9 protein-coding genes are annotated in these 12872 nt (G+C 32.6%); 1 reads left to right on the top strand and 8 read right to left on the bottom strand.

From position 1 onward, the window contains the following. Positions 1–62: 62 nt before the first annotated feature. From VDP25_RS08765 to hemH, 8 genes are all read right to left on the bottom strand, one after another. Complete coding sequence (locus VDP25_RS08765) at positions 63–932, bottom strand: TraB/GumN family protein (RefSeq protein WP_334468820.1); 870 nt, start codon at positions 930–932, stop codon at positions 63–65. 86 nt (positions 933–1018) lie between these two features. Beyond that, positions 1019–1417 (bottom strand): hypothetical protein, encoded by a 399-nt coding sequence (locus VDP25_RS08760; protein WP_334468819.1) that lies wholly within the window; start codon positions 1415–1417, stop codon positions 1019–1021. 219 nt (positions 1418–1636) lie between these two features. After that, positions 1637–3343 (bottom strand): helix-turn-helix domain-containing protein, encoded by a 1707-nt coding sequence (locus tag VDP25_RS08755; protein ID WP_334468817.1) that lies wholly within the window; start codon positions 3341–3343, stop codon positions 1637–1639. Between the two features lie 8 nt (positions 3344–3351). After that, positions 3352–4134, bottom strand: a complete 783-nt coding sequence (locus VDP25_RS08750) for an enoyl-CoA hydratase/isomerase family protein (protein ID WP_334468814.1) — start codon at positions 4132–4134, stop codon at positions 3352–3354. 120 nt (positions 4135–4254) lie between these two features. Continuing rightward, positions 4255–5724: a sensor histidine kinase gene (locus tag VDP25_RS08745; RefSeq protein WP_334468812.1), complete on the bottom strand. Its 1470-nt coding sequence runs from the start codon at positions 5722–5724 to the stop codon at positions 4255–4257. A 131-nt stretch (positions 5725–5855) separates the two neighbouring features. Continuing rightward, on the bottom strand, positions 5856–6404 hold the full coding sequence (locus VDP25_RS08740; protein ID WP_334468810.1) for a CopD family protein: 549 nt from the start codon (positions 6402–6404) through the stop codon (positions 5856–5858). A 4-nt stretch (positions 6405–6408) separates the two neighbouring features. Further along, the gene (locus VDP25_RS08735; protein WP_334468807.1) at positions 6409–7758 is read right to left on the bottom strand and encodes an MATE family efflux transporter; all 1350 of its coding nucleotides are present in this window, start codon (positions 7756–7758) and stop codon (positions 6409–6411) included. Further along, on the bottom strand, positions 7758–8795 hold the full coding sequence (gene hemH, locus VDP25_RS08730; RefSeq protein WP_334468805.1) for a ferrochelatase: 1038 nt from the start codon (positions 8793–8795) through the stop codon (positions 7758–7760). The genes VDP25_RS08735 and hemH overlap by 1 nt, the downstream gene beginning before the upstream one ends. A 315-nt stretch (positions 8796–9110) precedes the next feature. Between hemH and VDP25_RS08725 the strand changes: the two genes are divergently transcribed. After that, on the top strand, positions 9111–12620 hold the full coding sequence (locus tag VDP25_RS08725) for a TraB/GumN family protein (protein WP_334468803.1): 3510 nt from the start codon (positions 9111–9113) through the stop codon (positions 12618–12620). The last annotated feature ends 252 nt before the right edge of the window (positions 12621–12872 follow it).

Below are 12872 nucleotides of genomic sequence, written 5' to 3'. Positions count from 1 at the left end.
TTTGCATAAAAAACCTTAATTTAAAAACTAAGGTTTTTTAAATTTGATTGCTGTTGTTCTTATTAATCTAATATTGGTGTAACGGTGTAACCTGCTTTTTTAAGTAAATTAATAACCCCTTGATCACCACCTAAATGTGCTCCTCCAACAGCATAAAACACCGCATTATCTTTAGAGTAAGCTTCCATTTTAGGAATCCATTTATTATTTCTGTCATCTAGAAAACGTTTCATGCCTTCAATATCATCATTCATATAGTCGTCCATAAAGTCATACATGCCATCTACATCTTCCGCAAGATAGTATTGTAACAACTGGTTATAGAGTTCTTCGCTATTTCCATTGTCTACCATTTCAACTAAGGTATCTATTTGCTCTTCATAAGGATCTTCGTCAAAAGCATTAATCTGATCGGCTATGTTTTCCAACCCACTCACCTCTTTGTTGGCCGATTTAGCCATATTTATTATGCTCATCTCATAACTCTCTAATGGTCCACCTCCAATTGCTGTCATCGTTAATACAGACATTAACATCATGGGTTTAAACGTATTGAAATTATTAACGCCTACACCTGTCTTCTCCTTTAAGTAAGTATCTAATGTTTTAAATTCATCATCAGACATATACGTTTTTAACGATTCACCTTCGTTTAACATTGATAATTTCATAAAATCTACTTTGTAATTAGGATCATCCATATCAATCTCTAGCACCACTTTATCTGAAGATTCAAAAGCCTTTTGTACTTTATCCTTTATAATAAAATCCTTTTTAGGTATCATATGTATGGTACCAAATAGGTAAGACGTTTTAATATTATCTCCTTCTATTTTCCACAAATTAGTTTTGGGATTATTCTGAGCTACTATGTTAAATGTTGTTGCGATAAATACAACAATGATGAACGTGATTTGATTTAATTTTCTCATGATTTTAGTTTATTAATGATTATGATTTAGCTTAATATTGTTATTAAAGTTTCTATAATTAATTTGATTAGGGATACCATATTGTTTTAAATTTCTAATTGACCGTTTTTGATTGTTATTGTTTCGTGCCTATCTTCTGAAATAATATCTAGACTTATTAAGTTGAAGTTTTCAAGAGCTTCTACATCATTTACTAATAATTGATGAATCCGATTGGCTTCTTTTTGTAAGGATTCGTATTTGCAGTTAATTAAACTGAAACTTACGTGCTCTACAGAAAATCCTTTAGCTTTAGAATACTGCACTCCTTTAGAATACATATCCTTTGAAATGTTCTCGCAATGGCAATGCGTATTTAAAGAGGCTTCAATTTGATTTACCGTGATTTCATCAGCTGTATAGCTATCATAAAAAGCACTAAAAACACCTACTAGAAAAGCTCCTATTACCATAGCGATTGAGATGTAAATAATTTGTTTTTTCATTTTTAAAAGAGATTTAATTGGTTTGTGATTGTGAACCCAAAGTACCTTTAAAAAAACGCGTAAAACAAAGGAAGCATACCCAGTTTTAGAAAAACAGGGCAAAAAAAATAAAGCCTAATTATCTGAAATTAAAACAATTAACACGTCGACAAGTAGTTTGGCAGCATTTATATAATGAAGCCCCTAAATTTATAAATTTAGGGTAAAAATGAATGTATTTTAATCTAAAGCATTCAACTTTTTAATGTAGAACGACGGATTTAATCCGGTTTGCTTTTTGAAATATTTGGTGAAGGAATCTGCACTTTTATAACCTACTTCTTCAGCGATGGATTGAATAGAAAACTTTCTAAAACGATTATCATTTTTGAGTTTTAAAACCGCATAGTTAATTCGTAAATCGTTGATATAGGCATTGAAATTTTTCTGGTAATGAGAATTGATTACTTTAGACAAGTACGACGTATTTGTTTTTATTTTCTTAGCTACATTGTAAGAATTGCAATCTTGCCTTAAAAAATATTCTTGTTCTTCTAACTTATTTAAACCTTCAAGAATCTGATGTTTGGTAGCTTCATTTATATCCGAAGAATTATCTTCTTGAACCTCATCTTTTACATCATCGCTAACAGAACCTACATTGTTTTCTGTATTTACTTTTTCTAATAGCATCTTAAATTTTGCTTCGTTTTTCTTTTTAAGCCTACTGAATCTAAAAAGAAAAACTAACAGAACAAGAATGATTACAACGGAAACCGCAACACTATATTTAAAGTTATTCTTTTCAGAATTTATAGCATCCAATTCGGCCTCAAAAGCCTTTAACTCTTGCTGTTTAAAAACAGCAACCACTGTATCTTGAATTTTATTAAGCGCTTCAGTGGTAAGAATATATTTTTCAAAATAAAAATTAGATTTTTCTATATTACCATTGTATTTATAGGCTTTAGCTAACATTTTATAATGGTCCTCCATAAAGCCTTCTTCCTCTTCAGACACCTTGTAATTATCTAATCCTTCTTGTAGAATTGTCTGGGCTTTTGCATACGCTTTTAAACCTATATACGCTTTACCATAAAGTCCGGAATAAACCAAAGATTCCAATTCGCCTACTGGTAAACAATATGTTTTTGAGGTTTCAAAATTAGAAAGTGCTTCGTTGTACTTGCCATACAAGATATTGACTTCGCCTTGAGTTCTATACAGCGTTTTTGAAAGGCAACTATCCTTTACAATCTTATTTAATGCAATGGCTTGGTCTAAATAAGCTTTAGCAGAATCTTTTACTTTAGATCTTATATAAGCTAAACTTAAATAATATAGTGTAACTGTTTCAGATTTTAAATTACTCTTATGAGTTGAAGAGCTAGGCTCTACACCTTTGCGCCTACTTAAAGCCAATGCCTGTTTAAGATATTTTATAGATGCTTCCCGATCGCCAACAAAAGATTTTACAAAACCCAATTGCATTAAAATGGAGCTTTCTAGCTCCATTTTATTTTGTTTTTTGGCCAAGGCTAAGGCTCTGGTTTGCATTTCCATAGATTTGCCAATACGTCCTTGAAAAAAATAACTGCGTCCTAGCTTATAGTTAATTGCAGCCAGCTCTTGCTCTAAAACATCCGTTGTTGCTAAGGCAAACATTTTCTCTTGTTCGGCCTCAAAAGTATCAAACTGTCTTAAATTAATTTGAAGATCAATAAACTTAGATAATCCTCGTATTGTTTCTTTTGCATTAGACTCCCCTTCTGCTTTTTGAATGTAATACGCGATTAACTCTTCAGTAAGCTCTAAGTCTTTTAGATAGCTTTTATCAATTAAACTAGAAAGATTATCGTAAGATTTTAAAAAAAGTGTATCGCGCTCTTGACCATTCAAACAGATTATGAATAGTGAACAAACAAAAACGAGAATTACTTTTTTCATTAAGTAGGTTACTTCCCTGGAAAATCTGCCTTACGTTTTTCTAAAAATGCCGTAGTCCCTTCCACAAAATCTTCAGTTCCAAAGCATTTTCCAAATTGTTTGATTTCTACTTTATAACCATCTTTTCCGTCTGTGTAATTAGCGTTTATCGCTTTTATAGCTTTACCAATAGCTACTGAAGAATTTCGCATAATTTTACCTGCAATTTTTTCAGCCAAAGGCAATAATTCTTCTAATTCAACAACATGATTAACTAAACCGTAGTTTAAAGCTTGATTCGCATCAATCATACCTGCTGTCATCACCATTTCCATAGCTCTACCTTTACCTACTAACTGTGGCAAACGCTGTGTACCTCCGTATCCAGGAATCACGCCAAGAGACACCTCTGGCAATCCCATTTTTGCATTACTACTCGCGACTCTAAAATGACAAGCCATTGCTAATTCTAAGCCTCCACCAAGTGCAAAACCATTAACTGCTGCTATAACAGGGGTGCTTAATTTTTCAACAAAATTAAATAGTAAATCTTGTCCTTGCGCAGCTAGCTTTCCTCCTTCTTCTACACTAAAATCTGCAAACTCGCTAATATCTGCACCTGCTACAAAAGCTTTCTCTCCACTACCAGTGATAATTATAACTTTAGTATCTGCATCAGCATCTGCATCCTTAAAAGCATCGTGTAGTTCTTGAATAGTCTCTTTATTCAAGGCATTCAACTTCTTTGGTCTATTGATAGTAATGGTTGTAATTCCGTTTGAGTATTCTGATAAAATGTTTTTGTAATTCATTGAAAAATTATTTTTCATTCCCATTGAAACTGGAAATCTAGTTGTTATATTCTTAAAATGTCTTTGCAAACACTATTGCCTCAACAATGGACTATAGTTTTTTTACTTAGAGATTTCTGCTTACACAGAAATGGTTTGACTCTTAGGGAAAGTTACCCTGAAAACAGTACCTTTTCCTAGTTCCGTGGTAAAGGTAATACTTCCATTATAAGTTTCCACAATATTTTTCACCATAGCTAACCCTAAGCCCATTCCACTAGATTTTGTGGTGAATTTTGGCTCAAAGATTTTGTCCTTAGTGTCTTCGTTAATACCTGAACCATTATCTTCAATAGTAATATTTACATTTTCTCCTTCACTAAAGACACGAACATTTATTTTTGGGTTTTCATTAGCATCAGGAATGGCTTGAATACCGTTTTTTACCAAATTAGTCACCACTCGTATTAACTGAGTTCTATCAAATTTAGCAATGATTTCTTCAGTTTCAGAATAAAACTCAATATAGTCTTCGTTAAAAATATCGAGCGCTAGTTTTACAATATGTACTACGTTTAGGTTTTCACTTTTCTGTGCTGGCATTTTAGCAAAATTAGAAAATGCCGATGCAATTGAACTCATTGTGTCTATCTGCTGAATCAAGGTATTACTATATTCATCTACTTTTTTATGAATATTTTCATCTTCAGGATTAAATTTACGCTGAAAACTCTGTACCGTCAATCGCATAGGCGTTAATGGGTTTTTAATTTCGTGAGCCACTTGTTTTGCCATTTCACGCCAAGCTTGTTCACGTTCGTTTGTTGCTAAAACCACAGCACTAGCTTCGAGCTCATCAATCATGCTATTATAAGAATTGACAAGTGTTTCAATTTCTTCACTAGAGGATTCAATCTGTATTTTCTTATTGCGCTTTTCTAGTCGCGTTTCATTCATTTTATCACTAATGGTTCTCAGTGATTTGGTGATGTATTTAGAGATAAAATAAGCAATAATAATAGCCACTAAAATCAATACTAAATACGCATAAGCCAAACGCATTAAAAATTCCTTTAGCTCTTTATTGAAAAAATCATCATTCTCTAAATAAGGTAAATTTAAGATTCCTAATGTCTTAAACTTTTCATCCATGATATAAGAATAAGAGGATTGAAATGTTTGTCCAGCCACTTTATTCTTTACCACATAACGATGTTCTAAAGTATTGGATAAGGTATTTAATATTTCGGCATCTAAACAGAGATCCGAAGAATCTCTTTGAATGGTTCGTTTTGAGCTTTTTAATAGTTGCCCCTCTAAATCGTAAAGGTTAATTTGTAAATTATGAATGGCATCAATTTCAAATATTTCATCCTTAAAAATTAAAGGAATATTCTCTGTTGTAACAGGATATGTCGTTTCACCAATAACAAAATTAATACTCTGCTTAATCGCTTTTTCTTTACGCTCTAACCGTTCTGTGTGATATTCTTTCGCCTCTTCACTATATTGATAGATAGTTACCGCAGCGATTAAAACCGATGCTACAAGCACTAACAATATCATAGCTAAATTTATTCGAGCTCTTAAGGATAGGCGTTTTTTACTCATAGAAATGCCCATGACGATGGGTCTCTTTTAATTCTGAATTATAAGTTTTAAATATAGCAATAATCAATCCAAAGACAACATGTGCAAATCTCAAATTAATAAACATCAAAATTTAACCTTTAAAGCAAGTATTATGCTTCCGGATTTTTAGAACGAATATGTTTATAAAGCTTAAAACCTAACATTAATAATATTCCTAAAACAATAATGCCTAGAACTCCAAAAATCCAATTGATAGAACTTTTTAGAATGACTAGAAAAACAACGGCAAATAGGATAAAAGTAGCGCCTTCATTCCAAATGCGCATAAAATTAGACGTGACTTTAACTTCATCGTTTTGAAGTTGCTTAAAATACATGTGTGTTTTAAAATGGTAGATAAACAACAGAATTACAAATAATAATTTCACATGCATCCAACTTTGTTGCAACCAACTTGGCATTAAAATTAGCAACCATACCGCAAATAGTGTTGCTAAAATTGCAGAAGGCCAAGTGATAATAAACCAGAGACGTTTGGCCATTAATTTTAACTGTTTACCTAAAATTTCTTTTTCTGGAGATGGCTTATGAAAAGCTTCTATTTGATAGACAAATAATCTTGGAATATAGAACAAGCCTGCAAACCAAGTAATCACAAAAATGAGATGTAGCGATTTTATATAATTATAATATTCCATAGAGTTAACGTTTATCTACTAATGTTTTTTTAATCTCTCTATTTAAAAAGTAACCCGTTACGATGGTTGACAATACATCTGAAATAGGAAATGCCATCCAAATTCCTAATTCCCCAAAATACAAAGGTAAGATATACATTAGCGGAATAAAGAAAATGGCCTGCCTTGTCAGTGTTAATAACAATGCTGGTAATGCCTTACCAACAGCTTGAAAATAGGCCGCTCCTATAAGTTGTAACGCTAAAATTGGAACAGCAGCGAATGCCCAACGCATATTATTTGGAGTAACCCGAATCACATCTGCATCTGTTGTAAACAACCTAGTAATAATTTCTGGAAAAAACATTAAACCAATAAACACTATAGTTCCTAAAATAGTAGCATATTTTATAGCCGTATAAATAGACTCCTTTACTCGCTCATATTTTTCTGCTCCATAATTAAAACCTGCAATAGGAATAAAGCCTTGTGTAATTCCAAAAACTGGAAACAACACAAACATCATCATCCTGCCAACAATAGCATAAGCTGTAATTGACGTTTCACCACCAAATCTAAAGAGCGCATTATTAACCAATAAGAACGTAACACTTACAACGGCTTGTCGTGCTAAAGTCACAAAACCTAAAGAAGCTATCTCAGATACAATTGATTTTTCTAATTTAAAATGCGAGAGATTGATTTTTAATTCGGAATTATCAGATAAAAAATACCAAAAAATAAATAGAAATGCGGCAACATAAGAACCTGTTGTAGCCCATGCTGCACCTGCCATTCCGTAATCTAAAATACTAATAAAAACATAATCTAAAACCAAGTTGCCAACGGACGGAATAAGCATCGCATACATGGCAAATTTTGGTTTTCCTTCTGCTCTTATAACGGTATTTCCCATCATTACAAACCCTAAGATGGGAACACCGTAGAGAATGATTTCATAATATACTTTTGCAGGCTCAAAAATATTGCCTTTACCTCCAAAAGCAGGAATTAGTGTATCTACAAAAACTAGCCCAAAGACAGCAAACGAAACGGTAAAAAGAAGTGTTAACGTTAGCTGGTTTCCAAAGGTTTTAAGTGCTTTTACTGTATTATCGGCACCTAAAGCTCTAGAAATAATAGACGATCCACCAATACCAATAGCCATTCCAAGTGCAGCAATAAAAAAAGACACAGGCAACACCACGTTAATCGCCGCAATGGCTGTAGAACCAATCCAGTTACCAACAAAAATCGTATCGACTAAGATATTTAATGACATCACCAAAATACCAATTGATGCTGGTACGGCTTGCCTAATAAGTAATTTGCCTATAGGCTCATTTCCTAAATCTTGTGACGATACATTTGCCATTACACGGCTTCGATTTTAGCAGTTGCCCATTCCTCTACAATATTAGCGAGCACATCGGCAAAATCGTCGCGCTCGTTAAGGCAAGGAATAACTGTAAATTCTTCTCCGCCCATTTCGTGGAAAATTTCTTCACCTTCCATCGCAATTTCTTCCAACGTTTCTAAACAATCGCTCACAAAAGCGGGTGTTACAATAGCCATTTTCTTAGTACCAGCCTTACCCATTCTTTCAATAGTACGGTCTGTATAGGGTTTTAACCATGGATCAAAACCAAGTCTCGACTGAAACGTCGTAGAATACGTACCATTTTTTAAACCTAGCTTTTTAGCCACATTTACAGTGGTAATTTCGCACTGATGACGGTAACAAAATTCGTGTTGTTTGCTCCCCATTTTAAAACAGCACTTGCCATTCATTTGGCAGTTGCCATTAGTAATATCACTTTTGCGAATATGTCTTTCAGGAACTCCGTGATAACTAAAAAGGATATGTTCATAATCCAAATCATTTAAGGTTTCACCAATACTTTTTGAAAGTACATTGATATAATCCTCACGATTGTAAAATGCTGGTGTTCGTGTAATTTTTACTCCTGGAAAATGCTCAGCGACCAACTCATCTACTTTAACATCAATCGTTTCTGTTGTTGCCATCGCAAATTGTGGATATAGCGGAATGGTTTTTATTTCAGTACAGCCTTTATCTACTAATTCTTGTAACCCCTTTTTAATTGTCATGCTACCATAACGCATAGCCAAAGCCACAGGATAATCTACTTTTTGCTGCACTTTTTCTTGAAGTCGTTCCGAAAGTACAATTAACGGCGAGCCTTCTTCCCACCAAATTTTTTGATACGCTGCTGCAGATGCTTTAGGCCTGGTATTTAAAATAATTCCTTTAACCAAAAGCGTACGCGCCCATAGCGGCACATCAATAACGCGTTCGTCCATTAAAAATTCGCCAAGATATTTCTTAACATCTTTAGGTTTAGGACTGTCTGGAGAGCCCAAATTCACTAATAAAATTCCTTTTGACATGCTTTTCATTTTCAACTACAAAAATACGATACTAATTGTAATACTTAATAACGGTTTGCATTGCTTTTATTTATCCTACTATCTTAAAATATTTTATATACTTTTCAGTTATACTCACTAAAACAAATAGCTTTATTATCAGCTTTTAATCGAGTTTAACTTTTTCTTTAAGGCTGTTTAAAGGATTTAAATATCTTTACAAGCCTTGACTAAATTTTATAATGAAAAGTAGAAGCTTATTCAAAATGGCATCATTTAAAGCAATGATTAATCGCGAATAGCATGTGACAATTAAATGTCAATAAACACAAGCACATGAAAAAATCCTTAGCACTAATACTTATTTTATTTACCACAATTGCATTTTCACAACAACAATATCAAAGTTTACTTTGGAAAATTACAGGAAACGGATTAGAAAAACCGTCATATCTCTATGGTACTATGCACGTCAGTAAAAAAGTAGCATTTAGATTAGACGATGTATTTTATAAAGCTTTAGATAAAAGTGATTGTATTGCCTTAGAATCTGATCCAACTACGTGGCCTGAATTTAATTATGAAATGATGCTTGGCCAAATGGCTGCTTATACTAACTATAATGAGGATTTCTACACCAATCTTTTTAAACTAACCCACCCTGAAGAAATGGCCATTAGAGGTTCTGTACGTATGGACAACAATGCTGTAAATGCGTATTTATATAGAAAAAGCAGCTCTTCAGATAATTTTGAAGAAGAAACCTATTTGGATATGTTCATTTTTCAGGCCGGAAAGAAAAACAATAAAAAAATATATGCCCTAGAAGATTTAGAAGAATCTAGATACTTAACTACAAAAGCAGCTTACAATGCCAATAAAAAAGAATTAGATCCCTGGGTACAAAAACTATATGCTAAAGAAAATGCCTATTTAATTCAAGAAAACTTATATCGCGATAGAAACTTAGACCTACTCGATTCTATTGGAGCTGGAGTAAATACTGAATTCTTCCGCAAAAACATGCTCTATATCCGAAACGAGAATATGGTAATTTCTTTAGAAAAACTCATGCCAACCAAATCTGTATTTGCAGGAGTTGGTGCTGCACATTTACCAGGAGAACACGGTATGATTAACATGTTACGTCAACGCGGTTATACTGTAAAAGCGTTAACATCTAACCAGACAGATTATAGTAAAACAGAGAAAACAAAACTCGACAGCCTTTTTGTAACACCAGAATTACAAAAACACAGTACACCAGATGGATTCTTAAGCATTAACACGTATGATAAACTTAGAGAGTTTTCCTATGGAGGACAAAAATATTATCTAGACCCAGACATGACTAATGGTGCCTATTTAACCATCAATAGAATTAGTCGTTTTACCTATTTACCAAACGAAAAAGATAACATTAGCCTTAAAGAGATTGATCATTTATTATACGAAGATATTCCTGGAGACATCATTAAAAAGGAAGAATTAACCCAACCTTATCCTGGCATCAGCATTGTTAATAAAACCAAAAAAGGAGAATTTCAGAAGTACCATATTTATGAAACACCTTTAGAAATTATAATTATAAAATTTGCGGGTCGCAGTGATTTTGTATTAAAACATGAAGAAAAAATATTTAATTCTATAGCCCTTAAACACCCTTCAAACGCCACACAATTATTTGTGTCTCCTGAGAAAAAATTTCAAGTTGATTTTCCAGAGTATTACATTTCTAGTAATATGAATAATTATGGCAAAAAGCTAGTAGAAGGCTACAAAAACGGAGCCTATTATTTTATTGAAGAAGCTGTTTTAAACGACTTAACATATATAGAAGAAGACAGTTTTGAGGCTAAATACTTCCACCATGCCTTATATAAAAACTACAAATTAACCGAAGCTGAAGGTGGTTTTAAAGCAGGCGATTACCGAACCTATGAATCGAATGCCATATTAGATGCCGACACCAATAAAAGGCTATATTTAAAAACCATTGTAAAAGATGGCAGTTATTATTTGTTAGGTTATGTAGGCACAAATGAAGCTGATAAATCGGCATACTTTAAGTCGTTTAAGTTTAATAAAACAGATTATAAAGGATTTGAAAAAGTGATAGATACCTCTTTACATTTTTCGGTTTACACAAACGGAAAAGCGCCTTTGCCAAATCCGTACAACTACAATGGAAGTAAAAAAACAAAAGATTACGAACAAACCATAAACGAAACCGTTTATTCTACCTATGCTAACGAGCAAATCTCAGTCTCAAGAACTAAGTTTCACGATTTACAAATGTTTCATAATGTAGATAGTCTTTGGAAAGATTTAGAAGACAAAGTAAATTATAGATCGCGTTATTATAAAACAGAAAAAGCATTTTCTATAAGCAACCGTTCATCTTCAAAAAAAGGTACTATTTACACACATAGTTTTACCTATTCAGATACTTTAAGCGCCAAGCAAGTATTGGTAAAAAACATCCTTAAGGAAGGAGTGCTTTTTGAACTAAAAACATTGATAGATTCTATTAGTGGACCTTCTAAGTTTGTCACTGAATTTTACGAGACATTCACACCAAAAGATACGCTTTTGGGTAAAAATGTGTTAACAGATAAAACCAAACAGTTTTTCGAAGCCTTACGAGCAAAAGACAGTATTGTTTTAGAGTCTTATAGCTTAGTTAAATTCAAGAAACATAACAGTAAAGACATTGTTTCTATTCTGAAGGATTTTGAATTTGATAAAGAACGCTTAGAGATAAAATCGCAGCTCGTAGAACAACTTATTAAAATAGATTTAAAAAACAATTTACCATTTATAAAACAACTCTATCACGATAGCTATTCTGATCCACAAACTCAAACCTCTATTTTAGAAGGCTTATTAGATTCTAACACAAAGGCGTCTTATTCTATCGCTTTAGAATTAATGGAGCGTGATTTACCTTTAGGAAGTGTTAGTAGTATGTTTTATAACTATAAAGGAAAGGATTCTTTAGAACTAAAGGCATCATTGTTTCCTAAAATACTAGAATACAGCACTATACAAGAATACAAATACCCTCTTTACACCTTACTAGCTAAACTGAAAGATAGCGGAATGGTTAAGCAAAAAACTTATAAGAAATATAAAAACCAGTTGATTAATGATGCTAAAATGGAGATTAAACGAAATTTAGGAAACTACAATAATTACGGTTACAATTCCTATTCTCAAAATTTAGCGACTTATGTAAGGTTAATTTTCCCTTATAGAAACGAACGCAGTGCTCAAGATTTTTTTGAAAAACTGATGAATGTAGAGGATACAAATGCCTTAGTAAAATATTACGTATTGTTAACTAAAGCTAAAGAAACAATTCCAGAAGCATTAACAAAAAAGCTTTTAGAAGACGAAGAAAATCAGTATTTGCTTATAGAAAAACTAGATGACGCCAAGCTTTTAAGTAAGTTAAAATCTATTAATATCAGTCAACAACAATTCGCCAAATCAAAGCTCTTATCTGATGCTAATTTTGAAAAAGAAAAAGATTCTATTGCCTTTCTTTTTAAACGCGATTTTGTAACCGATAAAGGGAAAAACGCCGAAATGTATTTCTTTAAAATAGATAAAGACGATGAGTATTCTGGAAAGACTGAAGCTTTACATTACATCTCTTTTATTAAGCCAAAAGACCCTAAGCAACTATCTGTAGATTATTATTCTAAATCTGAAAGTTATGGTACCATCGTAGATAAAACCAAAGAGATAGAAGAACAATATACCGAAATCCTCAATTTAGCGATTTACAAAGATAGACAACGTGTTACGCCAAGTGGTGGTGATGGGTATTATGATTATTAGTAAAATTCACCCTTACAAGAAAGCATCCTCAAATTAAATTTACTTGTATTTTACAACTTTCTTAAAAAATTGCCTATTCACTAATTGAAAAGAGGCGTTTACTCAGTTATAATTGAAATAGTCGGTTATTTCTTATAAGTTTATATTCTGTTTAAAACAAAATATACGTGACTTTACGTATAGTATGACACTAATAATTAATATAGTTTAGTACACTACTATTAAAACCAATGTAATTATGAAACAAAAAAA

This window comes from Winogradskyella sp. ECml5-4 (genome assembly GCF_036903175.1).
GTDB classification, from domain to species: domain Bacteria; phylum Bacteroidota; class Bacteroidia; order Flavobacteriales; family Flavobacteriaceae; genus Winogradskyella; species Winogradskyella damuponensis.
This window is presented reverse-complemented; position numbering and strand designations above follow the sequence as displayed.

Coding starts and splice junctions, on each gene's coding strand:
- VDP25_RS08765 (WP_334468820.1), bottom strand. CDS start 932: ATGAGAAAATTAAATCAAATCACGTTCATCATTGTTGTATTTATCGCA.
- VDP25_RS08760 (WP_334468819.1), bottom strand. CDS start 1,417: ATGAAAAAACAAATTATTTACATCTCAATCGCTATGGTAATAGGAGCT.
- VDP25_RS08755 (WP_334468817.1), bottom strand. CDS start 3,343: ATGAAAAAAGTAATTCTCGTTTTTGTTTGTTCACTATTCATAATCTGT.
- VDP25_RS08750 (WP_334468814.1), bottom strand. CDS start 4,134: ATGAATTACAAAAACATTTTATCAGAATACTCAAACGGAATTACAACC.
- VDP25_RS08745 (WP_334468812.1), bottom strand. CDS start 5,724: ATGAGTAAAAAACGCCTATCCTTAAGAGCTCGAATAAATTTAGCTATG.
- VDP25_RS08740 (WP_334468810.1), bottom strand. CDS start 6,404: ATGGAATATTATAATTATATAAAATCGCTACATCTCATTTTTGTGATT.
- VDP25_RS08735 (WP_334468807.1), bottom strand. CDS start 7,758: ATGGCAAATGTATCGTCACAAGATTTAGGAAATGAGCCTATAGGCAAA.
- hemH (WP_334468805.1), bottom strand. CDS start 8,795: ATGTCAAAAGGAATTTTATTAGTGAATTTGGGCTCTCCAGACAGTCCT.
- VDP25_RS08725 (WP_334468803.1), top strand. CDS start 9,111: ATGAAAAAATCCTTAGCACTAATACTTATTTTATTTACCACAATTGCA.